Annotated in this window: 24 protein-coding genes; 13 read left to right on the top strand and 11 right to left on the bottom strand. The window is 71.1% G+C overall.

The features are described from left to right. Positions 1-103: 103 nt before the first annotated feature. From QF037_RS18830 to QF037_RS18810, 5 genes are all read right to left on the bottom strand, one after another. A complete protein-coding gene (locus tag QF037_RS18830; RefSeq protein WP_307026789.1) occupies positions 104-883 on the bottom strand; it encodes a succinate dehydrogenase iron-sulfur subunit in 780 nt (259 codons plus the stop codon). Then, positions 883-2,637 (bottom strand): succinate dehydrogenase flavoprotein subunit, encoded by a 1,755-nt coding sequence (gene sdhA, locus QF037_RS18825; protein ID WP_307026787.1) that lies wholly within the window; start codon positions 2,635-2,637, stop codon positions 883-885. The genes QF037_RS18830 and sdhA overlap by 1 nt, the downstream gene beginning before the upstream one ends. Before the next feature lie 22 nt (positions 2,638-2,659). Then, positions 2,660-3,142 (bottom strand): succinate dehydrogenase hydrophobic membrane anchor subunit, encoded by a 483-nt coding sequence (locus QF037_RS18820; RefSeq protein WP_307026785.1) that lies wholly within the window; start codon positions 3,140-3,142, stop codon positions 2,660-2,662. 5 nt (positions 3,143-3,147) lie between these two features. Beyond that, positions 3,148-3,528 (bottom strand): succinate dehydrogenase, cytochrome b556 subunit, encoded by a 381-nt coding sequence (gene sdhC, locus QF037_RS18815; RefSeq protein WP_307026783.1) that lies wholly within the window; start codon positions 3,526-3,528, stop codon positions 3,148-3,150. A 248-nt stretch (positions 3,529-3,776) separates the two neighbouring features. Then, positions 3,777-4,316: a 2-oxo-4-hydroxy-4-carboxy-5-ureidoimidazoline decarboxylase gene (locus QF037_RS18810; RefSeq protein ID WP_307026781.1), complete on the bottom strand. Its 540-nt coding sequence runs from the start codon at positions 4,314-4,316 to the stop codon at positions 3,777-3,779. A gap of 209 nt (positions 4,317-4,525) precedes the next feature. On the opposite strand from QF037_RS18810, the gene QF037_RS18805 reads away from it, so the two are divergent. The 4 genes from QF037_RS18805 (at position 4,526) to QF037_RS18790 (ending at position 8,544) form a co-directional block, all read left to right on the top strand. Beyond that, positions 4,526-6,148 carry a beta-N-acetylhexosaminidase gene (locus tag QF037_RS18805; protein ID WP_307026779.1) on the top strand — a complete coding sequence of 541 codons (1,623 nt, stop codon included), beginning with the start codon at positions 4,526-4,528 and terminating at the stop codon, positions 6,146-6,148. 118 nt (positions 6,149-6,266) lie between these two features. Next, on the top strand, positions 6,267-6,953 hold the full coding sequence (locus tag QF037_RS18800) for a DUF4328 domain-containing protein (RefSeq protein ID WP_307026776.1): 687 nt from the start codon (positions 6,267-6,269) through the stop codon (positions 6,951-6,953). Positions 6,954-7,417: 464 nt separating this feature from the next. Next, on the top strand, positions 7,418-7,921 hold the full coding sequence (locus QF037_RS18795; protein ID WP_307026774.1) for a hypothetical protein: 504 nt from the start codon (positions 7,418-7,420) through the stop codon (positions 7,919-7,921). A 74-nt stretch (positions 7,922-7,995) separates the two neighbouring features. Beyond that, entirely contained in the window at positions 7,996-8,544 is a 549-nt protein-coding gene (locus QF037_RS18790; protein WP_307026772.1) for a hypothetical protein, read from the top strand. A gap of 140 nt (positions 8,545-8,684) precedes the next feature. Here the strand turns inward: QF037_RS18790 and QF037_RS18785 are convergent, their stop codons facing one another. After that, on the bottom strand, positions 8,685-9,170 hold the full coding sequence (locus QF037_RS18785; protein ID WP_307026770.1) for a DUF1877 family protein: 486 nt from the start codon (positions 9,168-9,170) through the stop codon (positions 8,685-8,687). Positions 9,171-9,364: 194 nt separating this feature from the next. On the opposite strand from QF037_RS18785, the gene QF037_RS18780 reads away from it, so the two are divergent. Beyond that, positions 9,365-9,742 carry a hypothetical protein gene (locus QF037_RS18780; protein ID WP_373463750.1) on the top strand — a complete coding sequence of 126 codons (378 nt, stop codon included), beginning with the start codon at positions 9,365-9,367 and terminating at the stop codon, positions 9,740-9,742. Between the two features lie 87 nt (positions 9,743-9,829). Here the strand turns inward: QF037_RS18780 and QF037_RS18775 are convergent, their stop codons facing one another. Beyond that, entirely contained in the window at positions 9,830-12,487 is a 2,658-nt protein-coding gene (locus QF037_RS18775; RefSeq protein WP_373463749.1) for an FG-GAP-like repeat-containing protein, read from the bottom strand. Between the two features lie 243 nt (positions 12,488-12,730). Between QF037_RS18775 and QF037_RS18770 the strand changes: the two genes are divergently transcribed. The 6 genes from QF037_RS18770 to QF037_RS18745 all read left to right on the top strand — a co-directional run bounded on the left by QF037_RS18770 (position 12,731) and on the right by QF037_RS18745 (position 17,920). Then, complete coding sequence (locus QF037_RS18770; RefSeq protein WP_307026764.1) at positions 12,731-13,165, top strand: hypothetical protein; 435 nt, start codon at positions 12,731-12,733, stop codon at positions 13,163-13,165. Continuing rightward, complete coding sequence (locus QF037_RS18765; protein WP_307026762.1) at positions 13,162-14,382, top strand: DUF4241 domain-containing protein; 1,221 nt, start codon at positions 13,162-13,164, stop codon at positions 14,380-14,382. Before QF037_RS18770 ends, QF037_RS18765 begins: the two co-directional genes overlap by 4 nt. A 183-nt stretch (positions 14,383-14,565) precedes the next feature. After that, entirely contained in the window at positions 14,566-15,183 is a 618-nt protein-coding gene (locus QF037_RS18760; RefSeq protein WP_307026760.1) for an RNA polymerase sigma factor, read from the top strand. A gap of 57 nt (positions 15,184-15,240) precedes the next feature. Next, on the top strand, positions 15,241-15,948 hold the full coding sequence (locus QF037_RS18755) for a hypothetical protein (RefSeq protein WP_307026758.1): 708 nt from the start codon (positions 15,241-15,243) through the stop codon (positions 15,946-15,948). A gap of 296 nt (positions 15,949-16,244) precedes the next feature. After that, positions 16,245-16,907 (top strand): RNA polymerase sigma factor, encoded by a 663-nt coding sequence (locus QF037_RS18750; RefSeq protein ID WP_307026757.1) that lies wholly within the window; start codon positions 16,245-16,247, stop codon positions 16,905-16,907. After that, positions 16,907-17,920, top strand: a complete 1,014-nt coding sequence (locus QF037_RS18745) for a hypothetical protein (RefSeq protein WP_307026755.1) — start codon at positions 16,907-16,909, stop codon at positions 17,918-17,920. Before QF037_RS18750 ends, QF037_RS18745 begins: the two co-directional genes overlap by 1 nt. A 189-nt stretch (positions 17,921-18,109) precedes the next feature. Here QF037_RS18745 and QF037_RS18740 read toward each other — a convergent pair whose 3' ends face one another. Continuing rightward, the gene (locus QF037_RS18740; RefSeq protein WP_307026753.1) at positions 18,110-18,916 is read right to left on the bottom strand and encodes a L,D-transpeptidase family protein; all 807 of its coding nucleotides are present in this window, start codon (positions 18,914-18,916) and stop codon (positions 18,110-18,112) included. Positions 18,917-19,055: 139 nt separating this feature from the next. Here QF037_RS18740 and QF037_RS18735 point away from each other — a divergent pair, with 139 nt between their 5' ends. Further along, positions 19,056-20,636, top strand: a complete 1,581-nt coding sequence (locus QF037_RS18735) for an acyl-CoA mutase large subunit family protein (RefSeq protein WP_307026751.1) — start codon at positions 19,056-19,058, stop codon at positions 20,634-20,636. A gap of 111 nt (positions 20,637-20,747) precedes the next feature. On the opposite strand, the gene QF037_RS18730 is transcribed toward QF037_RS18735, so the two are convergent. Next, entirely contained in the window at positions 20,748-22,145 is a 1,398-nt protein-coding gene (locus QF037_RS18730) for an FAD-dependent oxidoreductase (protein WP_307037248.1), read from the bottom strand. Positions 22,146-22,230: 85 nt separating this feature from the next. On the opposite strand from QF037_RS18730, the gene QF037_RS18725 reads away from it, so the two are divergent. Beyond that, a complete protein-coding gene (locus tag QF037_RS18725) occupies positions 22,231-22,929 on the top strand; it encodes a TetR/AcrR family transcriptional regulator (RefSeq protein ID WP_307026749.1) in 699 nt (232 codons plus the stop codon). Here QF037_RS18725 and QF037_RS18720 read toward each other — a convergent pair. Together QF037_RS18720 and QF037_RS18715 are read right to left on the bottom strand one after the other, a co-directional pair. Continuing rightward, positions 22,920-23,807 (bottom strand): class I SAM-dependent methyltransferase, encoded by an 888-nt coding sequence (locus QF037_RS18720; RefSeq protein ID WP_307026747.1) that lies wholly within the window; start codon positions 23,805-23,807, stop codon positions 22,920-22,922. The genes QF037_RS18725 and QF037_RS18720 overlap by 10 nt on opposite strands. 64 nt (positions 23,808-23,871) lie before the next feature. Next, the gene (locus QF037_RS18715) at positions 23,872-24,990 is read right to left on the bottom strand and encodes an acyltransferase family protein (RefSeq protein WP_373463748.1); all 1,119 of its coding nucleotides are present in this window, start codon (positions 24,988-24,990) and stop codon (positions 23,872-23,874) included. Positions 24,991-25,142 lie beyond the last annotated feature (152 nt).

Genomic DNA, 25,142 nt, shown 5'->3' with positions numbered 1-25,142 from the left:
AACGATCACGTTCGCCCAAACGGGTGTCCGCACGCCAGAAGGCCCCGCTCCCAACGGGAACGGGGCCCTCACAGCCGTACGAGAAGCCGTACCGGAATCGATCTCAGAACCGGCGCGTGATCAGCGCCTTCTTCACCTCGGCGATCGCCTTCGTGACCTCGATGCCACGCGGGCAGGCGTCCGTGCAGTTGAAGGTGGTGCGGCAGCGCCACACACCGTCACGGTCGTTGAGGATCTCCAGCCGCTGCTCCCCGGCCTCGTCGCGCGAGTCGAAGATGAAGCGGTGGGCGTTGACGATGGCCGCCGGGCCGAAGTACTGGCCGTCGTTCCAGAAGACCGGGCAGGACGACGTGCACGCCGCGCACAGGATGCACTTGGTCGTGTCGTCGAAGCGCTCGCGGTCCTCGGCGGTCTGGAGACGCTCACGCGTCGGCTCGTTCGTGTCCTTCGTGATGAGGAAGGGCATGACGTCGCGGTACGCCTGGAAGAACGGCTCCATGTCGACCACGAGGTCCTTGAGCACCGTCAGGCCCTTGATGGGCTCGACCGTGATCGGCTTCGCGGGGTTGATGTCCTTGATGAGGGTCTTGCAGGCAAGACGGTTCTTGCCGTTGATCCTCATCGCGTCCGAGCCGCAGATGCCGTGGGCACAGGAGCGGCGGAACGTCAGCGAGCCGTCCTGGTCCCACTTGATCTTGTGCAGGGCGTCGAGGACACGTTCCTTCGGGTCGATCTCCAGCTGGAAGTCTTCCCAGACCGCTTCCGCCGAGACCTCGGAGTTGAAGCGGCGGATGCGGAAGGTGACCGTGATGTACGGAGAGTCGGCGAAGCCGGGCTCGGGTGCGCCGGCCGCGTCCGCCTTGTCCAGGGTCGGGGTTGCCATCAGTACTTACGCTCCATCGGCTGGTAGCGGGTCTGGACGACCGGCTTGTAGTCGAGACGGATGGACTCGACGCCGTCGTCGCCCACCTCGCGGTACGCCATGGTGTGGCGCATGAAGTTGACGTCGTCGCGGTTCGGGTAGTCCTCGCGGTAGTGACCGCCGCGGGACTCCTTGCGCGCCAGGGCCGACACCGCCATGACCTCGGCGAGGTCGAGCAGGTTGCCCAGCTCGATGGCCTCCAGCAGGTCCGTGTTGAACCGCTTGCCCTTGTCCTGGATCGAGACGTTCAGGTAGCGCTCGCGCAGCTCCGCGATCTTCTCGACCGCCGTCTTGATCGTCTGCTCGGTGCGGAACACCATGACATTGGCGTCCATGGTCTCCTGCAGCTCACGCCGGAGCACGGACACCCGCTCGGTGCCCGTCGACGCGCGCAGCCGCTCGACCTGCCCGACCACGAGCGACGCCGGGTCCTCCGGCAGCTCGACGAAGTCCGCCGTCTGGCTGTACTCCGCCGCCGCGATACCGGCCCGGCGGCCGAACACGTTGATGTCCAGGAGGGAGTTCGTGCCCAGCCGGTTGGCGCCGTGGACCGACACACAGGCCACCTCGCCGGCCGCGTACAGGCCCGGGACCACCGTGGTGTTGTCCGACAGGACCTCACCCTCGACGTTGGTCGGGATGCCGCCCATGGCGTAGTGCGCGGTGGGCTGGATCGGGATCGGGTCCGTGTACGGCTCGATGCCCAGGTAGGTGCGGGCGAACTCGGTGATGTCCGGGAGCTTCGCGTCCAGCTGCTCCGGCGGGAGGTGCGTGAGGTCGAGGTAGACGTGGTCGCCCTCGGGACCGCAGCCGCGGCCCTCACGGATCTCCGTGTAGATGGAGCGGGACACGACGTCACGGGACGCGAGGTCCTTCATGACCGGCGCGTACTTCTCCATGAAGCGCTCGCCGTCCTTGTTGCGGAGGATGCCGCCCTCACCGCGGGCGCCCTCCGTCAGCAGGATGCCCATGCGCCAGATGCCGGTCGGGTGGAACTGGAAGAACTCCATGTCCTCCAGCGGCAGACCGCGGCGGTAGACCGCCGCCTGGCCGTCGCCCGTCAGCGTGTGCGCGTTCGACGTCACCTTGAAGAACTTGCCGGTGCCGCCGGACGCGTAGATCACGGCCTTCGCCTGGAAGACGTGGATCTCACCGGTCGCGAGCTCGTACGCCACGACGCCCGCCGACCGCTTGACGCCGTCGACCTCGGTGATCAGCTGGTCCAGGACGTAGAACTCGTTGAAGAACTCCACGCCCTCCTTGACGCAGTTCTGGTACAGCGTCTGGAGGATCATGTGGCCGGTGCGGTCCGCGGCGTAGCAGGACCGGCGGACCGGGGCCTCGCCGTGGTTGCGGGAGTGACCGCCGAAACGGCGCTGGTCGATCGTCCCGTCGGGCGTCCGGTTGAACGGCAGGCCCATCTTCTCCAGGTCGAGGACGGCGTCGATGGCCTCCTTCGCCAGGATCTCGGCGGCGTCCTGGTCGACCAGGTAGTCACCGCCCTTGACCGTGTCGAAGGTGTGCCACTCCCAGTTGTCCTCCTCCACGTTGGCCAGCGCGGCGGCCATGCCGCCCTGCGCGGCGCCCGTGTGGGAGCGGGTGGGGTAGAGCTTGGTGAGCACGGCGGTACGGCTGCGCTTCGTCGACTCGATCGCGGCGCGCATGCCGGCGCCGCCCGCGCCGACGATGACGGTGTCGTACTTGTGGATCTTCATCAGGAATTCCTCAGCCCCGCGCCTAGCGGATGTTCGGGTCGAAGGTGAAGATCACCAGCGTGCCCAGCAGGATGGTGAACACCGTGGCGGTGTAGAGCAGGCCCTTGAGCCAGAGCCGGGTGTTCGCGCGCTCCGCGTAGTCGTTGATGACCGTGCGCAGGCCGTTGGCGCCGTGCAGCATCGCGAGCCACAGCATCAGCAGGTCCCAGACCTGCCAGAACGGGGACGCCCAGCGGCCGGCCACGAAGGCGAAGCCGATCTTGGAGACGCCGCCGTCGAGCACCAGCTGGATCAGCAGGTGGCCGAGGACCAGGACGACCAGCACGATGCCGGACAGGCGCATGAACAGCCAGGCGGCCATCTCGAAGTTGCCCCGCGTGGACTTGGGGGTCTTCTTGGTGCGCTTGCGCGGGGCCTCGATGAGGGGGGCCGGGTTGTCGACGTCGTAGAGGGAATCGCCCTCGACGGGGCCGATACCGGACGCGGTCTTCTCGGTGATGGACATGCGCGTCAGCTCCCGAACAGTTCACGAGCGGCGTGACCGAGGACGGGGTAGATCGCCCCGATCATCAGCACGACCCACAGGCCTACGACCGTCCAGAGCATCTGCTTCTGGTAGCGCGGGCCCTTCGACCAGAAGTCGACGGCGATGACGCGCAGGCCGTTGAGCGCGTGGAAGAGGATGGCGGCGACGAGGCCGTACTCCAGACACGCGACGAGCGGGGTCTTGTAAGTGGCTACGACCCTGTCGTAGTCCTCGGGGGAGACACGGACGAGAGCGGTGTCCAGCACGTGAACGAACAGGAAGAAGAAGATGAGGACGCCGGTGACTCGATGAGCCACCCAGGACCACATTCCTTCCCGGCCGCGGTACAGCGTTCCAGCCGGCACGGAAGTCCCTCCGGGAGCGGGGATTGGGGCCGCCGGCTTGTGCTGTCGGCCTGGCCCGGCCGGGTACGGTCCACCGGCCCCCAGCATCGTAGCCATGCGCTGCCGCTGGGCTGAGCCGGGGTATCGCGGTGTGATCAAAGTGGCACGCGTTTGGGTGAGCGTTGGCGGGGTCTGGGGTGGTGTGTGTGGTTATTCACCGGGTGCGGTGCCGTTGTGGCGGGCCGCTCCCCGCGGCGCAACCGCCGATGTCACAGCCCCGCGCCGCCGAGGGCGTTCACCAGGCGTCCTTTGGCCAGGCGCCGCAGTTCCTCTGCCGCCACCACCCGTTCGTCCTCCGGATCGTTCGCCAAACGTGACCGGATTCCCGCCAGTACGTGGTTCAGGGCCTCGCCCGGAGGCAACCCGTCCAGGCAGATGACGAACGAATGGCCGAACTTCGCCTCGTATGCCGCGTGTGCCGCACTCAGGGCCATATGGGCAGCTTCGTACATTCCGTCCGGCAGTGCCGGCAGCGTCTCTCCCGCCAGGGCCTCCGACAGGTCGCCCGGCGACAGGTCGTACGCCGCCTCGTCGGACGCGGCCTGCAAGGAGTCCAGGTCCGGGTACGGGCGGTGGTCTGCCACCCGGCGGGCCCAGCGGAGGCTGCGGAGGCAGGTGAGAAGGAGGTGGTGGGCTTCTTCGGGGGACGCGGTGTTGAAGGCGTCCAGCAGAGTCGGCGACCGTGGGGCGCGGGTCTGCTCGGGCAGGGCCGGTATAGCGACTCGGCCGGGAAGGTGTGTGGGCGTCACGTGTGTTTCGGCAGGGGAAGCTGTGTGAGGTGTGGCGTTACGTTATCGAGAGTGGGCATCACGTGTCCGACGGACAACCGAATTTCACCCGAACGGCAGAGTTTCGGAACGTCGGGTGGACACTTCCGGCCACCCTTCCTGTCTAGGTTGGCGTAGTGAGCCAGCACAGGCGCCGGCCGTCGGCGGAGAAAGCACGGCAGACACGGCAGATGAGGACACGGGCGGTCGTCGTCGCGGCGGTGGCCGCGACCGTCTCCGCGGGGGTGGGGCTCGGACTGTGGGCCTCCGGGGACGACGGTGACGGCGGGCCCGCGGGATCCGCGCGGCCGACGTCCTCCGTCGGGGCCTCGGCGGCCTCGCCCAGCGCTTCCCGGGAGACGCCGAGTCCGTCTCCCACCCGCTCCTACCCCCTCTCGCGGAGCCCGCGCACGATTCCCGCCGTCCAGGCGCACACCCCGGCGCGGGGCCCCGGCTGGCGGCCGCAGCGCGGGGCGCGGGTCGTGGTGAGCGACGCGGAACTGGCCGGGGAGGGGCGGCTGGTCGCGGGTGAGCTGGGCCTGACGTACGCGGGGGAGCGGAGCGACGACAGGGACGGGGACCTGCGGCTGGCCCTCGACGACGGCGCAGGGAGCGGCCCGGAGTCGTACACCATGACCGTGCGCGGCGGGCGGGTCAGCATCAGCGGACCCGCCGACTCCGGGGTCTTCTACGGCACCCGCACCCTCAAGCAGGAGGTGCACGACGGCGGTACGGCGCCGGAGGGCGTCGTACGGGACGCGCCGGCCAAGGCGGTACGCGGGTTCTCCCTCGACATCGCGCGCAAGCACTTCACCGCGGGCTGGATCGAGGACCGGGTCCGGGAGCTGGGCGATCTGAAGTTCAACCAACTCCAGCTGCACTTCTCCGACGACCAGGGGTTCCGGATCGAGTCCGACTCGCACCCCGAGATCGTGTCCGCCCAGCACCTCACCAAGGCCGAGGTCCGGAAGATCGTCGAGCTCGCCGCCCAGCGGCACATCACCGTCGTACCCGAGATCGATTCACCCGGACACCTGGGTGCCGTGCTCGCCGCGCATCCCGAACTGCAACTGCGCAACGTCTCCGGCGTCGCCACCCGCGGCGCGATCGACATCTCCAAGGACGGGTCCGCCAAGATCGTCGACGATCTGCTCGACGAGTACGCCGGCCTGTTCCCCGGCGTGCCCTGGCACCTCGGTGGCGACGAGTACCAGGCGCTGGTGGTGAGCAACCCGGAGGCGTCGTACCCGCAGCTCGCCGCCGCCGCGAAGGAGGCGTACGGCTCCGGCGGGACCGTCGCCGACCTCACCACCGGGTGGCTCAACGACCGCGCCGACACCGTCCGCGCCCACGACAGGACCCCGCTGGCCTGGAACGACGGCTTCTTCCGGGGTACGTCCGTGCGGCCCGACGCCGGCATCCAGGTCGCCTACTGGACCGGCAAGGAGATCGGGGCGCGGGAGCCCGTGGAGTATCTGAGCGCGGGGCGCGAACTGATCAACTACAACGACGAGTTCCTGTACTACGTCCTCGGACAGCCCAACAACTTCGTGTACCCGACGGGGCAGCGGATCTACGAGCTGTGGACGCCCCGGGTGGTGCGCGGCACGCTCGCGGTCCCGGCGAAGTACGACGACCGGATCCGCGGCGGGTACTTCGCGGTCTGGTGCGACCTCGCGAACTCCCAGACCCAGGACCAGGTCGCGGCCGGCGTCCGGATGCCGCTGAGGGCCCTCGTCCAGAAGCTGTGGGACGCGGAGAAACCGGCTCTGTCCTGGACGGACTTCAAGGCGCTGGCCGATCGACTGGACTGAGGGCGGCGAGTGGACTTACGGCGCCGGCGAACCGTATCTTCCGCTTGCCGTGCGCGAGGCTCTGGGGAGGGCCGGTGCGGCGTTCCGTCATCTCAGTACTCGGGGGGACAGCCTCACCATGACCGAAGATCCGCAGGCCCAGCTCAACGCCGTACCGACCGCCTGGCTGCGGTCGCCGATCGGGCTCGGGTGGGCCGCCGTCGCGGGGCTCGGTGTCGTGATCGCCACCGATCTGTTCGCGGTCTGGGCGGACGTCGTCATGCGCGACGTGACCGGCGACCTCGCGAGCGGCGTGGCGGTCGGCGACCGCGCCGACCGTGCGGACCGGCTCTACTCCGTCGCCGGCACCGTTCAGACGGCGGCGCTGCTCACGACCGCCGTCCTGTTCGTGTGCTGGTTCCACCGGGTGCGGGTCAACGCCGAGGTGTTCCGGCCGGACGGCCACAGCAAGACGCGGAGCTGGGCGATCTGGGGCTGGATCGTGCCGATCGTCAACCTCTGGTTCCCGCGCCGGATCACGCTGGACAGCTGGGACGCCAGCAGCCCCTGGGGCGCGCCCCGGCCGCACGGGCTCGTCAACACCTGGTGGATGTTCTGGGTCATCTCGCTGCTCTCCGGACGGGCCGCGTCCCGCGCGTACACCAAGGCCGACAGTGCCGAGGAGATCCAGGACGCGGCGGGACAGATGCTGTTCGCGGACGTCGTCGACATCGTGGCCGCCGCGCTCGCCATCGCCGTCGTGCTGCGGCTGACACGGATGCAGAACGAGAAGGTCCGGCAGGGACCCGCCCCTGTCTTCGCCTGAGCGACCGGCGGCTGCATGGGCCGGCCCTTGTCCCGAGCCGAGGGACCGGTTCGGTTCCCGCGCTGCCGGGGCGGGTTCGCGTCTCCGTCCGAGGGGCTCGCCTCGTGTCGGCCTGGAGATCGGCCCCTCCCTGCGCCTGATGCGTGGGCCATCTTCGCTGCCGGGGGGGGGCGGGCCCGAGTCGCCGTCTGAGGGGGGCTCGCCCCGGTCTCCGCCTGGGGATTCGGCCCCTGCCTCCACCCAAGGGCCGCTCCCGTTCTCGCCTCCGCCTGACGACCTGCTCCCGTTCCTGCGCGACGGGCCTGTCCCCGTTCCCGACTGGAGGGTCGGCCCCCGCCCTCGCCTGATGGGTCGGTCCTTGTGCACGTCTGATGGGGCGGATTGTCCGATACGGCTGCGAACTGCCGTGCGACTGTGGTGTATTCGGCCCCGAGCCGCAGCCGAGACGCCGGGGGGAGCCGGGAATGGGCTACTGGGGGTATTTCGTCGTGGGCCGCAGTGAGCGGCCGCTCGGGGAGTTGGACGCGCTGGCGGGGGCCGAGGGGCTGAGCCTGCGGGCGGAGGCGTCCGGGGGATGGCAGGTGTGGGAGTACCCGAGCGGGGAGGGGGACGTCGGGTCCATGAACTCCCTGGCCCGGGAGACCGGGGCGCCCGCGCTCTTCGGGTACGTGATGGACAGCGACTGTGTGGTCGTGGAGGCGGCCGGGCCGGAGAGCGGGGCGTGGACGACGTGTCTGGGGCGGGCCGCGATGGCCGAGTACATCGGCGCCGACGAGGAGGGCCTCACGCTGGAGGACTACTTCCTGGAGCCCCGGGACGCCGCCGAACGGGCCGTCTCCTGGGCCGAGGAGGCCGGGTACGCCGTGACGGCCGAGGGGGTGGTGGAGGTGCTGACCGCGGACCCCGACCCGTTGGCCGAAAACCTGTTCTTCCGACTGCTCGACCGACTCGCCGTGGTGCCCCTGTGACACTCCCGCGCCGTCGCACGCAGTAAGGGGAAGTGCGGGCTCCGTCAGGGAAACCGCAGGCGAGGGAGGCGTGGATGAGTCTGGTGGAGCTGATCGCTCAGGCCGACGAACGCGGACTGGCCGCCAGCGGGTTGGCTTGTTTGGACCGGTGCGTGCCCCTGCTGGGCGGTGACGACGAGCTCCTGAGACCGCTCTGGGCGAGCCTCGCCGACACCGGCGACTGGGGCGCGGGCCTGGAGGTCGCGCGCGGCAAACTCGGGGGCGGGGAGGACGCCGCCGAGGACGCGGCCGCTCTGCTCGCCCGCCGGATGCTCGACGCCGCGCCCGCCACGCCGGACGCCGCCGAGGTGCGGGTGTGGGCCGACGCCTGCTCCGTCGCCTCGCTCCAGATCCACCGGCTGCTCGACCCCGCCGCCGACGACGCCCCGCTCGACGCCCGTCGTGGAGGCCGCACGGAGGGCATGCCCCCGCTCGTCGCCGCCGAACTGCGCCGCCAGGTCATCGTCCTGGAGGTACTCGCCGGGCACGGCACGGCGGGGTTGCGGCGGGCGCTGGAGGTGTCGGTGGAGGGGCGGCGGGTGTTGCGGGCGGTGGTGTCGCGGCGGGCCCGGGGGCGGAGTTGATGGCCTGAAGGGTGAGTGGGTCGGCCACTCGGCCGCCCAGCCATCCGGTCAGTCCGCTGCGGTGAGGCTCGGTGGGTCGGCCACTCGACCACCTAGCCACCCAGCCACCCGGCCACTCAGCCACCCGACCGCAACGAGGCTCAGAGGACCAGCCACTTCACCACCGCATCGCCGTACTGCGCCGTCTGCCCGTAGAACGCCGTGAGATCCCGATGGGCCGCCGCGAACACGCCGCGCAGTTCCGGCTCCGCGTCCTGGCCGTCGTAGGGCTTCAGCAGGTCGGCGCGCGCGTTCCGCCACAGGTCCTCGAAGTCGGCGGTGGCGAGATAGGCGGCGACGCGGTTCGTCTGGGCCGCGGTGAGCAGCAGGAACGGCGGTGACGACGGGTCGGGGTGCGCTATCGGCCGGCCCCCCGTGACCACCTGTGTGTGCGGGCCCTCGCCGGTCAGAGCGTCGGCGTACAGGCGCTCCTGGTCGAGGTAGCCGCCGTCCAGCACCTCCTCCCGGTGGCGGCCGATCCGCACCCGTACGGCGTCCCAGTCGTCCTCGAAGAGCTTCTCCAGCCAGGCCGGGCTGTTGCGCAGTGCGGCGGGCGGAATGGCGCGGAAGTGGAAGTACATGCTCATCAGTGACAGGAGCGCACGGGGACGGCGAACCGTCACTCCCGGGCAAAACGCGCACTTGGGAGCGGTCTGTGCCCGTCGTGGGGCGGAGGTGGGGCGGTCCTGCGCCGGTATCGGGAATCGGGCCGCAAACGGGTGACGAACCGGCCGCGCCGCACGCTCATGGGGATGTGACGACACATGTGACGACACAGCAGATGACCAGGCCCCCGGCGGCGGCGAAGCCGATGCGGTGGGCGGCGGACGCGGTGGCGACGATGCGCGAGGGCGCGCGGGTGCGGCTCGACTACTCGGCGCAGAGTCTGTGGCGCGTCGACCGGATGGTCGAGGACCTGCGCCGCGAGGGCACGCCGTACGACGCCGTCGAAGCGGTGTTGCGCGGCTTCGGCGCGTACGCGGGTGAGGTGATCGCCCGTCAGTCCGGTGCCGAGTGGTGGACGAGCGGGGGTGACCACTGGATCCGTACGCCCGACGGGCTGCTGTGGGATCCGATGGACGAGGCCCGGCGGTGTTTCGCCGGGCACGGGTCGCTGCGGCTGCTGTGCCGGGACGCGACGGGTGCCGCCCGGCCGTGAGGGCCGGTTCCCGAGCGGCGTCCTGAGACGGCCGGGGCCCCGGGCAGTGGGCGGGGTCCCGGCCGTCGTTCCGGCGGTTCCGGTGCCTTACGGCGCCAGCACCTGGCCCAGCCGCGCGTCCGTCGGTGTCGCCAGTGTGGTCCTGCTGTAGATCACCGCGTCCGCGTACCCGAGGCCCCTGCTGTTGCTCGGCAGGTGCAGGAGGATGCCGTCGCCGGCGTCCTCGTTGTCGGCGCCGAAGGTGAGGTCGGCGCGGCCGTAGCCGGAGAGGTCGGTCAGGGAGACCGAGGAGCCGAAGCGGTCGTCGGTCTCGGTCGACCCGGGGATGCCGGAGGTGTCCTGAGAGACCGCCACCGAGCCGGCGCCCGTGAGCCCCGACGCCGTGCCCTTGACCAGGATCGCGTTGCCCGCGTTGGTGCGGTTCACCCCGTCGCGGACGAGGTCCTCGCCCGGGGCGCCCGCGAGGACGTCCGCGTAGCCGTCGGCGTCGTAGTCGCTGACGGAGACCGAACTGCCGAGCGCGTCGCCGGACTCGTTGCCGCCGGGGACGGACGCCGTGTCCTGGTGGATCACCGTCATGCCCGTGGTCGTGAAGCCGGTCGACGTGCCCGGCACCATCGTGATCTGGCCGCCCGACTTCCCGCCGGACTCGGCGGCGACCGGCTGGCCGATGACGATGTCGTCGTAGCCGTTGCCGTTGACGTCACCGGCGGCGATGGACCGGCCGCCCTTGACGGAGATCACGCCGGCCTTGGTCAGTCCGGTCGCCGAGCCCGCGAAGCGGACCACGCGGCCGATGGAGCCGGTGTCGCGGTAGTTGAGGGCGACGTCCGCATAGCCGTCCCGGTTGAAGTCGCCCGTCGCGGCGTCCAGGTAGGCGACCGCGCCGGTGGCGGAGGTCAGCGTGCCGTACGTGTACTTTCCGGCGCCCAGTCGCGCGTTCCAGTTGCCGCCCTTGCCGGTGCCCGCCGAGAAGACGTCGGCCTTGCCGTCGCCGTCGAAGTCACCGACGGCGACCGTCGAACCGAGCTTGGCACCGGCCGCCGTGACACCCGAAGTGGTGTACGAGAAGCCGGTGTTCAGCGCCGGTCCGTACATCACCGTGACGTTGCCCCGGTCGGCGTTGCCGCTGGTGTCGTCCTCGCCGGGGGAGCCGACGGCGAGGTCGGCGTAGCCGTCGCCGTTGACGTCGCCCCAGGCGGCCGAGGTGCCGAAGGCGTCACCGGTCTCGGAGGAGCCGGGGACGCCCGCGCTGTTCTGGGTGAGGGTCACCTTCGACGCCGTGACGGGTCCGTCGACGCTGCCCGGGATCACCTTCACCGCGTTCGCCTTCGGTACGCCCGTGACCAGGTCGGTCACGCCGTCCCGGTTGTAGTCGGAGGTGGGGAGGGCGTGCGAGATGCCCGGCGTCTTCGCGAGCGTGGCGATCCTCGGCAGCTTCGCGTAGAGGTTGGCGCCGGGGCAGGCCGTGGCGTTGGTGTCCCGGTGCCCGAAGACCCGGGGCAGCGTGATCGAGGAGCCCTTGGCGACCTTGTTGCCGTCGATGCCCGCGTCGCTGCCGGAGACCAGGGTGACCTTGCCGGTCGGGTCGATGCCGTACATCCCGAACTTCCACGCCACGATCCGCGCGATGGCGTCGAGCGCGGCCTTGCTCGGCCTGGCGCTCTCGTAGTTGCCGATGTACGAGATGCCGACCGTGTTCGTGTTGAACCCGATGTCGTGCGCGCCGGTCACCGGCAGGTCCATGCCGCCGCTGCGGCCCTCGAAGATCTGGCCGCACTTGTCGACGACGAAGTTGTAGCCGATGTCGTAGTAGCCGCGCGTGAAGTGCTCCTGCTGGATGGAGCGCAGCCGGGCCCGGGAGTCGGCGCAGGACAGGGTGTTGTCGCTGTCCATGCCGGTGTGGTGGATGACGGCGGCCTTGATCTCGGTGCCGTAGCCGGGTGTGCCGTCGTAGTCCGTGGACGCGCCCCACTCGGCCTGGGTGATGATCGGCGGCTTCACGACCGTGGAGGCGCGCGGGGCCGGGACGGTGGAGGTGGGGGAGGGGGACGCGGAGGGGGAGGCCGACTCCGAGGGAGTGCCGCTCGGAGTCTGTGTGACCGTCGCCGTCGGGCCGGCCGTGGGGGTGTCGGTCGCCGTCGGCGTGCTCGTCGTCACCGCCACGGGTGTCTGGGTCTCGGCCACGAACGCCGCCGGTTCCACCCCGCTGCTCTCAGGATCCGTACCGGGGTCGAGGAGCTTGACGTCCATCCCGGCCGGCTGCCCGCCCGCCTCCGTGCCGTCCGCGTTCACGACCCGCACCTCGACCCCGTCGGAGTCACCGGTCCACAACGACTCCGTACCGCCCCGCAGCGCGGCCCGCTCACCCTCGGCGCCGTCGGCCTGGCTCGGGTCGTCCTGGAGTTTCTGCCAGCCCGACCACTTGCCCGACTCGGCGTCCCGGGTGCGCACTTCGGCCGTGCCCGGGGACTTCGCGTCGGGGTTGTCCCAGGTGACGAGGACCGCGCTGAACCGGTCCGTCTCCCGCCGGTCGAGCCCCTTGCGGCCCGCGCCCTCGCTCTGGAGCCTGAGCGTGTGGACGGCCGGCTCACGCCCCCCGGCCTTGCTGTCGGACTGCGCTCCCGGATCGGCCATGGCGTACGTGGCGATGCCCGCGCCGCTCAGCAGAACGGCCCCGGCGGTCAGCCAGGCCCGTCTTCTGAGACTGAGCGGTCTGTACGCACGGCTGTTGCGAGGACTCAAGAATCCCACCCCTGAAAGATGAACACGGTCGTATCGGCCGCCACTTGGGCAGCACCTACAGACAGCGCGCAGCTTTGGCCAAACATCACGCGTCCCGTGACCGGGACGTACGAGAAAACAGAAGGTTGCACGGAGTCTGTGAGACATCTGTGTGGGAAGAGCCACGCCCGTGACCCGTGATGTTCCCGGGGCGGCATCCGCTGGGACAGCGGGGAGTGCAAGCCGAACGAAGGGGTGGGGCCCATGGAGAAGCAGGCCGAACGGGTGCCGTGCGCGAGCGGGATGCGGGCGCGGGCGGCGGAGTTCGTCGCCCGGGTCACCGCCCGCAACCGGCTGCCGCTGGACTACTCCGTGGCCAGCCTGCGGGTCGTCGACTTCCTGGTCGACGGGTTGCGCAAGGGGGGCGCCGACCGGGAGCGGGTGAGCGGGCCGCTGCTCGCGCTGGGCGCCTACGTCGGTGAGGTGCTGGTGCGCCGGGCGGGCGCGGTGTGGGTCGATCTGGACGAGGCGCAGCGCGGGTACTTCGGTCAGCCGGTCGGCGTCCGGATGCCCGACGGCCGGGTCTGGAACCCCCTCGGCAAGGTCCTCAACCGCTTCGAGGCGGGCGGCCCCGAGGAGTCCCTGCAGACCTTCTATCTGACGCTGCACGGGCGGGCCCGGCGAAGGAGCGCGGCGTGAGGCGGACCATCGACGTCGCGTACGGCATGGGCTGGGACGCCGGGTCCGTCCTCGGCCCGATCGGTCCCGAGGAGGCGGCGGCGCGGGACGCGGCGGGGCAGCCGTACGCCGTCGTACTGCGGGAGACCGGTGGCGCCGAGGCCGTCGTGGCGCAGGTGGCGCGGGCGCGGAACCACCTCGGCGTAGCCGTGTACGACGCCCAGGGGCGGCGCTTCCTGGAGGTCGACCTGCGGCAGCTGGACGCGGACCGGCTCTTCCTGCGGCGCCGGAGTGCGTGGGTCTACCCGGACGACCTGGCGCCCGAGTTCGCGCCGGACGCGGGGCGGGTCACGGTGTCGCTGTGGCCGGACGGGCGGGGCTCCGAGGTCGTCGAGCCACAGGGCGACAAGGGCGGCGCGCGGCACACGACCGCCAAGGTGCCGGACGAGCAGCGGTGGTTCGAGGTCCCCCGGTTCGGGTGCTGGGAGCGGCTGTTCGCGCCGCTGGGCATCGAGGGCGCGGACCGCGTCGAGCTGCGGGAGATCACGGACGTACCGCAGGGGGCGGCCGTCGAGCCCAACTGGCGGGCGCCCGAAGGGATGCGGCCCGGGCATCTGGCCGAACTGTTCGTCGCGGGCACCCGGTTCTCCTCACCCGACGGCGAGTACACCGTGCGCGAGCCGATCGAGGCGGGGACGCTGCTGCTGCCCAGCGGGCGGCTGGTGGCGAAGGACCCCACGTACGGGGCGAGCGACGAGGACTCCGGGTTCACCGCGACGGTGGCGCCCGGGAGGTACCCGGTGCAGATCGCCCGCGCCGCCGCGAGGTTCGAGGAGTACGTCGCCGCGCGCGTCCTGGTCCGCGACCGGCCGACCGTCCGCTGGGAGGCCGCGCTGCTCGACGGGCAGGACGAACGGCTGCTGGGCGAGGGCGAGTTCTACGGCTTCGGGGTCGACGCCGGTACCGCCGCCTTCACCGACGCCACCGCCGCCCCCGACCTCGGGCGCCGGTACTGGGACGGCCTCGTCGCCGGTACGCAGGAGGAGGACGCCCACGGTGTCGCGGTCGTCGACGACCCGGCGAACGGCACCAACCTCGTCGCCTACCCGAGCGGCCGGGGCGACGGCTCCTACCCGGTGTGGGTGGGCCGGGACCGGGAGGGCGAGGTCACGTGCTTCGTGGCGGACATGCTGATCCTGCACCGGGCGGAGCCGAGCACGGCGCAGGCCCGCACCTGACCAGGCCGTGGACGCGGCGGACCGGGGAAGCCCGCCGCGTCCACGGCCGTCCCCGCGACACGCGGGGCGCAGTGACACATTTGTGGCGTCCGGCGCTGTTGACCGTGGGGGGACTCCCCGCAGGGGGGCGGTCGGGCAGAACGGTGCCGGACCGCCACGAAACGGTACGGACGAGGACAGTTCTTGGGTCGAGGAGGGGAACCCCGCCGCGTGCAGGCGTACGACGGGGAGCTTGGCGCGGCCGTCGCGCGGGCCCAGGAAGGTGACGAGGCCGCCTTCGCGGTCGCGTACCGGCTCGTGCAGCCCGGCCTGCTCGGCTACCTCCGCGGGATCGTCGGCGACGACGCCGAGGACGTGGCCTCCGACGCCTGGCTGGAGATCGCCCGCGACCTCGGCCGGTTCAAGGGCGACGGGGCCGGCTTCCGCGGCTGGACCGCCACCATCGGCCGGCACCGGGCGCTGGACCATCTGCGCCGGCTGAAGGTACGGCCCCGGTCGGCGGCGCTGGAGCAGGACGTACTGGATCTGCCGGGCCCGCACAGCACCCACGACCAGGCGTTGGAGTCCATCTCCACGGACCACGCCCTGGAGCTGGTCCGGGGCCTGCCCCGCGATCAGGCGGAGGCCGTGCTGCTGCGGGTGGTCGTCGGCCTCGACGGGCCCGCCGCCGCCCGCGTCCTCGGCAAGCGGCCGGGCGCGGTGCGTACCGCCGCCTACCGGGGTCTGAAGCGGCTGGCTCAGCAGCTGGGCGTCGAGAGTGTGACGGATGACGATCCCCGGACGCTGGGGGAGTCGAAGTAGTGAAGGACGACGACGGCGACAGGCCGGACAGGGACAGGGACAGGGACGGGAACGGGCATGGGTGAAGGGCGGAGCGGCGGCGGGGTCCCCGGCCGTCGGCATGTGCACCCTGGCGGTACCGGTTCCCCGGACGCCGACGGGGCCGACGGCCTGGAGGCGCTGCTCGCCGCCGCCATGCGCGGGGACGCCGGCCCGCGCGAGAACCCCGCCGGTGCCGAGGGCGAGCGGCAGGCCGTCGCCGCGTTCCGGGCCGCCCGCGACGCCGGGGCGCACCGGGCCCGCACCCGCCGCCGGGACGACTGGCGGCCCCGGGAGCAGCGCCGGCTGTCCCGTTCACTGCGCACCACGCTCTCCGTGTTCCTGGCCAGCCTCACCCTCGGCGGCGTCGCGTTCGCCACGATCGGCACGGACGGCACGGGCGGCTCGTCGCCCGAGGCCGAGAAGAAGGACCCGCCCCGGCCGCAGACATCCGCCCCGGTCCGGCCCCCGGCCACCACCGCCCCCGCCACCGAAAGCCCCTCCGCGCGGCCCGACCGCCCGGTCACCGCGCAGGACACCGAGGCCCACTGCCGCGCCTACGACAAGGTGCGGGGCCGCGGCAACGCACTGAACTCCACGGCCTGGCAGCGGCTCGTGGAGGCGGCGGGCGGCGAGGGGAACGTCGCGCGGTACTGCGCGGACCAGCTGGCACAGGGCGAGAAGGCGGACAAGCCCGGCAAGAGCGAGAAGAACGCCGACGACACGGCCGGCAAGAAGAAGCAGTAGCCCGGCAGGACCCCGCGGCCAAAGCAACGGCCGGGGCCGCCACCCCCCACAGGAGAGGCCCCGGCCGTCGCGCGGCACGGGCCGCGCGGCGACCCGTACTTCCTACAGCGCCATGGATGCGTTTTCTGTCACACCCGGGGAGTACCCGCCCCATCACGAGGTAGTTGCATCCTGTACGGACATGGACGAGCAGCGGTTTCAGGTCGTAACGTGCCTTTCGCGCCGAGCGCGGAAGCGAGAGATCACCGCAATCGCAGGCGGCATCGGGGCCGCGACCATCTACTGAGGAACCATGCGTGCTGGGGGATGACGCGGAGCTGACCGCCGCGGTGCTTGCGGCACAGGACGGGAACGAGACCGCGTTCCGGACTGTGTACCGCGCCGTGCACCCACGGCTGCTCGGATACGTCCGGACGCTGGTCGGCGACCCGGACGCCGAGGACGTCGCCTCCGAGGCATGGCTGCAGATCGCCCGGGACCTCGAGCGGTTCAGCGGGGACGCGGACCGGTTTCGCGGCTGGGCCGCCCGTATCGCGCGTAACCGCGCCCTGGACCACATACGTATGCGCGGCCGCCGCCCCGCCATCGGCGGCGACGAGACCGAGCTGACCGGGAAGGCCGGCGAGTCCGACACCGCGGGCGAGGCCATGGAGGCCCTGGCCACCGACAGCACCCTCTCCCTCATCGCCCGTCTTCCGCAGGACCAGGCCGAGGCCGTCGTGCTGCGGGTGGTGGTGGGCCTCGACGCCAAGACCGCCGCGGAGACGCTGGGCAAACGGCCGGGGGCCGTACGGACCGCCGCGCACCGGGGTCTGAAGAGGCTCGCCGAACTGCTCGGCGGCGATCCGGAAGCGGACGGCGTGCTCGACGCGCTCCCGCCCCAGCGAGAACCGCACACTCGTGCGGTGACGTCCGCGAGTGTGACGCATATGCGTCCGCGGACGCAGAAGGACATGTGATGGCCGACAAGCAGTACGGGTGGCTGGACCGCGAAACGGCGGAGCGTTTGCTGCGCGGCGAGTCACTGGACAACGCTGTCGACCCCGCCGACCGCGACGATGCTGAGCGCCTCGCCAAGACCCTCGGCACGCTCTCCGTCGAACCCCCGATGAGCAGCGCCGAATTCCCCGGCGAGGCCGCCGCCCTGGCCGCCTTCCGCACGGCACACGCGAACCGCGCGACGGCTGGCGCCACCTCCGGCCACGCCTCCTCCGCCGACACCGGGCTCATCCGCATCGGCGCCCCCGGCCACCGCGCCCCGCGCCCCCGGCGGACCGTGCGGGTCGGGCTGGCCGCCGTGGTGGCGTTCGGGATGGTCGGTGGAGTGGTGGCCGCGGCGGCGACCGGAATGCTGCCGACACCGTTCGGGGACGCCGAACCGCGGCCCGGAGCCTCGGTGTCGGCCGCCGTCACGCCGGACCGTCCGCTGGTGTCGCCGACGCCCGACGGCGCCGCGAAGGACGAGCCGACACCCGACGGCTCCGTCGGCGCCTCCCCCGATCAAGCCGCCCCGCGTACCGACGACGCGGGCGGCGCTCCGAGCGCCGACCCCGACGGCCACGGCCGGACGGGCGGTTTCGGCTCCTCATGGGACGGGGCCCGGTCGGCCTGCCGCGACATCCGCGACGGCCGGCGGCTGTCCACCGACCGCAGACGAGCCCTGGAAGGGCTGGCGGGCGGCTCCACGCGCGTGTGGAAGTACTGCAACGACGTCCTGAAGACCTCCGACGGCCAGGCCCGCCGGGAAGACGACCGCAAGGACTCGGACAAGGACCAGGACGGTCCGGGCAGTGACGACGACAGCCACCACGGGGTTTCCGGCGGCAACGGCCACGGCAACGGCAACGACCACCACCAGAACGGGGGCCTCGCCACCCCCTCGCCGTCCCCGTCGGACGACGCCACGCTTCAGCCGAAGCGGGCCGCCGCCGTTCCCGAACCGTCGCCCAACCCGTCGTACTCCGCCCTGTGACCTGCGTTTCCCCAGGCTGCCGAACTTTTTTCGCGACCGGTGTGACATTTTCGGCCGCGGTGGCGCTGAGATGAGTGAGCCGACTGGTCATCGGCCGTCGCACAGAGCCGGGGTTCCCCCCGTACTCACGGCTCGTGCACCTCGGCGCGGGCGGGACACGTTCCCCCGGTCCCGCCCGCGCCCCACACGTCACCAGTGCACGACGACCTTGTCGCCGTCGCGGACCTCGTCGAACAGCTCCGCGATCACCGCCTCGTCCCGCACGTTGACGCAGCCGTGCGAGGCGCCCGCGTAACCCCGGGCCGCGAAGTCGGACGAGTAGTGCACCGCCTGGCCGCCGCTGAAGAACATCGCGTACGGCATCGGTGAGTCGTAGAGCGTCGAGACGTGGTGGCGCGACTTCCAGTAGACGCTGAACACGCCTTCCCTGGTCGGTGTGTACTCCGAGCCGAACCGCACCGGCACGGTGGTGACGGTCCGCCCGTCCACCATCCAGCGCAAGGTGCGGCTCGACTTGCTGATGCACAGCACCCGGCCGGTCAGACAGCGCGCGTCCGGCTTGTCGGCCGGCTGCCCGCCCATCAGATACAGCTCCCACTTGCCGGGCTCATGTGTCATCCCCAGCAGCCGCTGCCAGGTGACGGCGTCGGTCTCGCCGGTCTTCGGCAGCCCGCGCTTGCCCTGGAACCCCTTGACGGCCTCCTCGGTCGTCCCGTCGTACGTCCCCGTCGGCCCCTCGAAGATCCAGGCCACCTGTCGCAGCCGGGCCTGCAGCTCACGGACGTCACGGCCGGTGTCGCCGGGGGAGAGGAGCACCTTCGGCGGGGCCTTCGTCGGCTCGGCGGCGGGCTTGTCGTCCTTCGCGCCGGCCGAGGAGGAGGGGGAGCTCTTGGGCAGCTCGACCCGCACCGGGCCCTTCCCGTCGCCCTCGGACGCCTGCACGGTGCAGCCGCCCACGGCCGCCACCGCCACCAACGCGGCGATCACTCTCCTCATGCCCTCTGTACGCATGTCCGCCCCCGCCTTCTCACCACTCGTGTCACCAGAGATGGCTTCCCGCGGATGACTGGTTGCGAACGGCACGGCATGGTGGTGAACAACCGGCGAGTGATTTCTCAGCGGGAGGCGGCACACCATGGCGCGCGAGTCGGAGTCCGGACTGCCCATCGAACCGGTCTACGGCCCCGGGGCCCTGGACGGCTGGGACCCCGCGGAGAAGCTGGGCGAGCCGGGTGCGTATCCCTTCACCCGTGGCGTCTACCCGTCGATGTACACGGGCCGCCCCTGGACCATGCGCCAGTACGCCGGCTTCGGTACGGCTACGGAGTCCAACGCCCGCTACCGGCAGCTGATCGCCCACGGCACGACGGGCCTGTCGGTCGCCTTCGACCTGCCGACCCAGATGGGCCACGACTCGGACGCCTCGATCGCGCACGGCGAGGTCGGCAAGGTGGGGGTGGCGATCGACTCGGTCGAGGACATGCGGGTGCTGTTCGACGGGATCCCGCTGGACCAGGTCTCGACGTCGATGACGATCAACGCGCCCGCGGCCCTGTTGCTGCTGATGTACCAGCTGGTGGCGGAGGAACAGGGCGTGCCGGCGCGGCAGCTGACGGGCACGATCCAGAACGACGTGCTGAAGGAGTACATCGCGCGGGGGACGTACATCTTCCCGCCCAAGCCCTCGCTCCGGCTCATCGCCGACATCTTCAAGTACTGCCGGACCGGGATCCCGAAGTGGAACACCATCTCGATCTCCGGCTACCACATGGCGGAGGCGGGGGCCTCGCCCGCGCAGGAGATCGCCTTCACGCTGGCCGACGGCATCGAGTACGTCCGCACGGCGGTGGCGGCCGGAATGGACGTCGACGACTTCGCCCCGCGTCTCTCCTTCTTCTTCGTGGCCCGTACGACGCTCCTGGAGGAGGTCGCCAAGTTCCGTGCGGCCAGGCGTATCTGGGCTCGTGTGATGCGGGACGAGTTCGGCGCGAAGAACTCCAAGTCCCTCATGCTGCGCTTCCACACCCAGACCGCCGGGGTGCAGCTGACGGCCCAGCAGCCGGAGGTGAACCTCGTCCGGGTCGCCGTCCAGGGCCTCGCGGCGGTGCTGGGCGGCACGCAGTCCCTGCACACGAACTCCTTCGACGAGGCGATCGCGCTGCCGACCGACAAGTCGGCGAGGCTGGCCCTGCGTACCCAGCAGGTCCTGGCGTACGAGACGGACGTGACGGCGACGGTCGACCCGTTCGCCGGGTCGTACGTCGTCGAGAGGATGACCGACGACGTGGAGACGGCCGCCCTCGGCCTCATGCGCAGGGTCGAGGACCTCGGCGGCGCGGTGGCGGCCATCGAGCACGGCTTCCAGAAGAACGAGATCGAGCGCAGCGCGTACCGCATCGCGCAGGAGACGGACTCGGGCGAGCGGGTCGTCGTGGGCGTCAACCGCTTCCGGCTCGACGAGGAGGAGCCGTACGAGCCGCTCCGCGTCGACCCGGCCATCGAGGCCCAGCAGGCCGAGCGGCTGGCCCGGCTGCGCGCCGAGCGTGACCAGCGGGCGGTGGACTCGGCCCTGACGGCCCTGAAGAAGGCCGCCGAGGGCGAGGACAACGTCCTGTACCCGATGAAGGAGGCGCTGCGGGCCCGGGCCACGGTCGGCGAGGTGTGCAACGCGCTGCGGGAGGTCTGGGGGACCTACGTTCCGGCGGATGCGTTCTAGCGGGCGACGCTCCCTTTCAAGTTCGATTTCATGTTCGATGGCGGCTGCGGGTCGGTGGGGGCTGGTCGCGCCCGCGCGGCGGAGCCGCATATCGATACGGCCCCCGTGCTCCTACAGGCCCGCTGCCGTCAGGTACTCCCGCAATCCGCTCGGCGTCTCGCCCGCCCAGCCCACATAGCCGTCCGGGCGTACCAGGAACAGGCCCGTCCCGTACGAAGCCTGCGTGTCTCCCTGTACGACCTTGATCGCCTCCGGCACCCCCGGCGCCTCGCCGCCCACCGCCACCAGCGTCCAGTGCGGCCCCCGGAACGCGTCGAAGAGCCGCGTCCCGCCCAGCAGCCCGTCCGGTGCGCGATCGCCCGCCCGTACCCCGGTCGCCGCGGCCCTCGTCTCCCGGGTGAGGGAGGAGTCCCGGTACCCCAGCCCCAGCTGACGGGTCGCGTCACCGCGCCGGGTCTCCCCGCGGTGGACGCTCGCCGACAGGCCGAGCATGTCCGCGGCGATGGGGCGCCGCTCCTCCTCGTAGCTGTCCAGCAGCGTCGCCGAGGCGCCGCCCCGCAGTACCGCGCCCAGCTTCCACCCCAGGTTGTAGGCGTCCTGCACGCTGGTGTTGAGCCCCTGCCCGCCGGCCGGTGAGTGCACATGCGCGGCATCGCCCGCGAGGAACACCCGCTTCTCCCGGAACCGGTCCGCGAGGGCCATGCGGGGCCGGAAGTCCGAGGCCCAGCGCACCTCCGTCACATCCGAGGGGTCGAGGTGGGAGCGGGCGGCGACCACCTTGCGGATGCCGTCCGGTGACACGTCCACCGCGGTGTCCGCGGGGAACTGGGCCGCCACCTGGAAGTCCTCCGTGCCCGCGAGCGGGCAGATCGCCAGGAAGCCGTCGCCCTCCGCGCTCGGCGGGAAGACGTGCCAGTAGTCGCGGTCCAGGCCGGTCAGGCGTACGTCCGCCACCAGCATCGGCTGCGGGTCCACCGTCTCGCCCGTCATCCCGATGCCGAGCGCCCGCCGCACCGCCGAGCGGCCGCCGTCCGCCGCCACCAGATACCGGGCCCGGATGTCCTCGCCGTCCGTGAAGCGGGCCGTCACTCCTTCCCCGTCCTGGGTGAGACCGGTCAGCTCGCGTCCGAAGGCGACCTCGCCGCCGAGCTCCGTCAGCCGCGCCGCCAGGATCTGCTGGGTCCGCCACTGCGGCACCATCCACGGCGCGTTGTACGGGGAGTCCTCCGTCGCCTCGGCCGGGTCGAACATCTGGTGCTCGCCGACCTGCTTGCCGTCCTGCCAGACCATCCCGACCGGGTAGCTGCCGCCGGCGGCGTGGATCGCGTCCAGGACGCCGAGGTCGTCGAAGACCTCCATGGTGCGCGGCTGGATGCCCTTGCCGCGCGAGCCGGGGAAGAGCTTCTCGGCCTTCTCCACCACCAGCGCGTCCACCCCGCGCCGGGCCAGATCGATACCGAGGGCGAGGCCGGTCGGGCCCGCGCCCACGATCAGTACGTCGGTGTGCATATCGGTACGCATGCGACCACTCTCCTTAACGCTGTTAAGTTCCGTCGGCTATGAGCGTGCCCTTAACGCCGTTAAGCTGTCAAGCGTGACTACGGAACGACGCGCGCCCCTCGACCGCACGCGGGTCGCGGCCACGGCCCTCACGCTTCTGAACGAGGTGGGCCTGGACGGGCTGACCCTGCGTGCCATCGCCAAGGAACTCGACGTCAAGGCGCCCGCCCTCTACTGGCACTTCAAGGACAAGCAGGCGCTGCTCGACGAGATGGCGACGGAGATGTACCGGCGCATGGTCGCCGGGACCCCACTCGACGCCGGCGACACCTGGCAGGAGCGGCTGCTGAAGTCCAACCGCGGGCTGCGTGCCGCCCTGCTCGGTTACCGCGACGGCGCGAGGGTCTTCAGCGGCTCACGCTTCACGAGCCTCGTGCATGTGGAGGCGATGGAGGACAACCTGCGCCTGTTCCTGTCCGCGGGCTTCACCCTCCCCCAAGCGGTCAGGGCCTCTTCGACGACGTACCTCTACACCCTCGGCTTCGTCATCGAGGAACAGGGCGTCGAGCCCCTTCCCGGCGAACGCCGCGAGGGCTACGACATCGACGAACGCGCCCGCCTGATGTCCGACTTCCCCCTGTCGGCCGCGGCGGGCGCGGAGATCTTCGCGGATTACGAAAGGCACTTCGAGGAGGGGCTGGTCCTGATCATCAAGGGCATCGAGAGCGCCCCTAAGGGGCGCGGGGAACTGCGCGACCAGCCCCCACACACCCGCAGCCGAAATCAGACCTGACGAGCCCGAACCTTCCGTACAGCTCGCGTGATGACCGGCGGCAGCAGATCCACGGCGATACGCCTGGCCGGGGAGCGTCGGGGCCGCGGGGCGGGAACCACCTCCACCACAGGCTCCACAAAGTGCCGCGACTTGGGAAACTCCGGCCCCCGCACCCCCGCGGAGCGAACCCGGACCAACCGATGCCCCGCCGCACGCTGCACACTCACCCCGCAGTCCGCCCGCCCCCTAAGCATCTCCAGCAACTCCTCCTGCACCGCCGAGGGATCACCCCACGTCCCGTACAGCTTCTGCGTACTGAGACAGATCGGCCGCAACCCACGGTTCAGCACCGCCTCCCACGCCGCCACCGACACCCCCGGCGTGTGCTCGGACCGGAAGTCGTCGAGAACCACCACCCCCTCCGGCAGCAGGATCTCCCGAGCCGCACCGATGTCGTCGCGGACGTGCTCGTACAGATGCGAGGCGTCGATGTGGACGAACCGGCAGCTCCCCGCCGCGACCTCGGAGGAGATCACCGAACTCGGCGCCTCGATCACCCTCGGGAGGGTGTCGTGGAAGGAGAGGTAGTTCCGCTCGAAGGCCTGCCGGGTGAGGGAGGCGTACGACTTCGCGGTCTCGGCCTTGTTCGCCCCGTCCGGGGCGTCGCCGCCGAAGAGGTCGCAGACCGTGAACCGCTCGCCCGCCGCCAGGTGCCGGCCGAGCAGGATCGCGCTCTTGCCCAGGTAGGCGCCGAGCTCCAGGAGGTCGCCGGCGAAGCCCCGCGTTCGCTGCCGGTCGAGGAACCAGGTGAACAGGACCTGGTCGAGGGGAGGGAACCAGCCCGGTACGTCGCCTGGTTCACCGGGGTACGTGTACGTCTGCTGTGCGTTGGCCATGGTGCATGTCTGCTCGCTGGAGTCCGGCCCAGTTTTCCCCGCGCTGAACGTCCGGTGAACAACCTCAGCGGGCCTTGGCCAAGGCCGAACGCAGCTTCGGGGTCAGTGGCTTCTCGACGTACCGGTTCATCAGCCAGGCCAGCAGCAGCATCGAGGCCACCGTCAGCGCGAACGTCTCCGCGGAGGGCAGTCCGAGCCCGGTGTGCAGCCCGTGGATCACCACCCAGCCGAGGTGCTCGTGGACCAGGTAGAAGGGGTACGTCAACGCCCCGGCCACCGTCAGCCAGCGCCAGTTCGCCCGGTTCAGCCGGCCCAGCGCGATGGCGGTGACGGCGAGGAAGCCGAAGGCGACGACGAGGACGATGCCGAGGGTGGTGCGGTGCGCGAAGGCGTTCGGGTCGGCCGCGTTCCACAGGCCGCGGACCGCGTAGTGCTGGCCGATCAGAAAGCTGACGGCGACGATGCCCCACGCGTGGACGTCCCGCCGGTCGCGGTGGACGAGGTAGAGACCGACACCGCCGATGAAGAAGGGGGCGTACTCGGGCATCAGCACGATGTCGAGCAGCGGCTCCTTGGCGGCCTGCGCGATCGCCGCGGCCAGCGTCCAGCCCGCACAGAACATGATCACCCGGCGCCGGGAGGCTCCGGGCAGGACCACGCACAGGGCGAACAGGGCGTAGAAGCGGATCTCCGCCCACAGCGTCCAGCACACGCCCAGCACCCGGTCGACGCCCAGCGGCTGCTGAAGCATCGTCATGTTGACCAGGGCGTCGCTCGGCGCCACCGCCTTGAAGGCGACCGTCGGCAGCGCGAACACCGCGGTGACGAGCACGACCGCCACCCAGTACGCGGGCAGCAGCCGGGACGCGCGGGACGCGAAGAACGACTTCAGCGGCCTGCCCCAGCCGCTCATGCAGATCACGAATCCGCTGATCACGAAAAAGACCTGTACGCCGAGACAGCCGTATGCGAAATACCCGCTCAGCGTCGGGAACTGGTCTTTCGGGGAACTTCCCCAGGCCGTTGTGACCTCGCCGCCCCGGCCGCCGTAGTGGTAGGCCGCCACCATCAGCGCGGCCACCAGACGCAGTCCGTCCAGGGCCCGCAGACGGGTCTCACGGGGGGCCGTCCGGTCCGGCGGCCGGGGTGTCTCGATCACCTGGCGGACCGTCGTCGTGGTCACGGATATCCCCTCGATACAGCTGTTCCTACGGGTACACACAGGGACATTAGTCCGAATCACAGGGATGTCTTGGCGGGCGATCCAACGATTGGCCGCACGGTCCCGGTGAGTTCACCTGGATGTCGTTTTGGCTTCCTAAATTCCCTCAGAAT

The organism is Streptomyces canus (genome assembly GCF_030815415.1).
Taxonomy (GTDB): Bacteria; Actinomycetota; Actinomycetes; order Streptomycetales; family Streptomycetaceae; genus Streptomyces; species Streptomyces canus_F.
Note: the sequence above shows the minus strand (reverse complement) of the source record. Positions and strands in the feature narration are given on the sequence as shown.

Bases quoted from the DNA above. Each gene is read 5' to 3' on its own strand.
- QF037_RS18830 (WP_307026789.1), bottom strand. From the start codon at position 883: ATGGCAACCCCGACCCTGGACAAGGCGGACGCGGCCGGCGCACCCGAG.
- sdhA (WP_307026787.1), bottom strand. From the start codon at position 2,637: ATGAAGATCCACAAGTACGACACCGTCATCGTCGGCGCGGGCGGCGCC.
- QF037_RS18820 (WP_307026785.1), bottom strand. From the start codon at position 3,142: ATGTCCATCACCGAGAAGACCGCGTCCGGTATCGGCCCCGTCGAGGGC.
- QF037_RS18805 (WP_307026779.1), top strand. From the start codon at position 4,526: ATGAGGACACGGGCGGTCGTCGTCGCGGCGGTGGCCGCGACCGTCTCC.
- QF037_RS18800 (WP_307026776.1), top strand. From the start codon at position 6,267: ATGACCGAAGATCCGCAGGCCCAGCTCAACGCCGTACCGACCGCCTGG.
- QF037_RS18795 (WP_307026774.1), top strand. From the start codon at position 7,418: ATGGGCTACTGGGGGTATTTCGTCGTGGGCCGCAGTGAGCGGCCGCTC.
- QF037_RS18790 (WP_307026772.1), top strand. From the start codon at position 7,996: ATGAGTCTGGTGGAGCTGATCGCTCAGGCCGACGAACGCGGACTGGCC.
- QF037_RS18785 (WP_307026770.1), bottom strand. From the start codon at position 9,170: ATGAGCATGTACTTCCACTTCCGCGCCATTCCGCCCGCCGCACTGCGC.
- QF037_RS18780 (WP_373463750.1), top strand. From the start codon at position 9,365: ATGACCAGGCCCCCGGCGGCGGCGAAGCCGATGCGGTGGGCGGCGGAC.
- QF037_RS18770 (WP_307026764.1), top strand. From the start codon at position 12,731: ATGGAGAAGCAGGCCGAACGGGTGCCGTGCGCGAGCGGGATGCGGGCG.
- QF037_RS18755 (WP_307026758.1), top strand. From the start codon at position 15,241: ATGGGTGAAGGGCGGAGCGGCGGCGGGGTCCCCGGCCGTCGGCATGTG.
- QF037_RS18745 (WP_307026755.1), top strand. From the start codon at position 16,907: ATGGCCGACAAGCAGTACGGGTGGCTGGACCGCGAAACGGCGGAGCGT.
- QF037_RS18740 (WP_307026753.1), bottom strand. From the start codon at position 18,916: ATGAGGAGAGTGATCGCCGCGTTGGTGGCGGTGGCGGCCGTGGGCGGC.
- QF037_RS18735 (WP_307026751.1), top strand. From the start codon at position 19,056: ATGGCGCGCGAGTCGGAGTCCGGACTGCCCATCGAACCGGTCTACGGC.
- QF037_RS18730 (WP_307037248.1), bottom strand. From the start codon at position 22,145: ATGCACACCGACGTACTGATCGTGGGCGCGGGCCCGACCGGCCTCGCC.
- QF037_RS18720 (WP_307026747.1), bottom strand. From the start codon at position 23,807: ATGGCCAACGCACAGCAGACGTACACGTACCCCGGTGAACCAGGCGAC.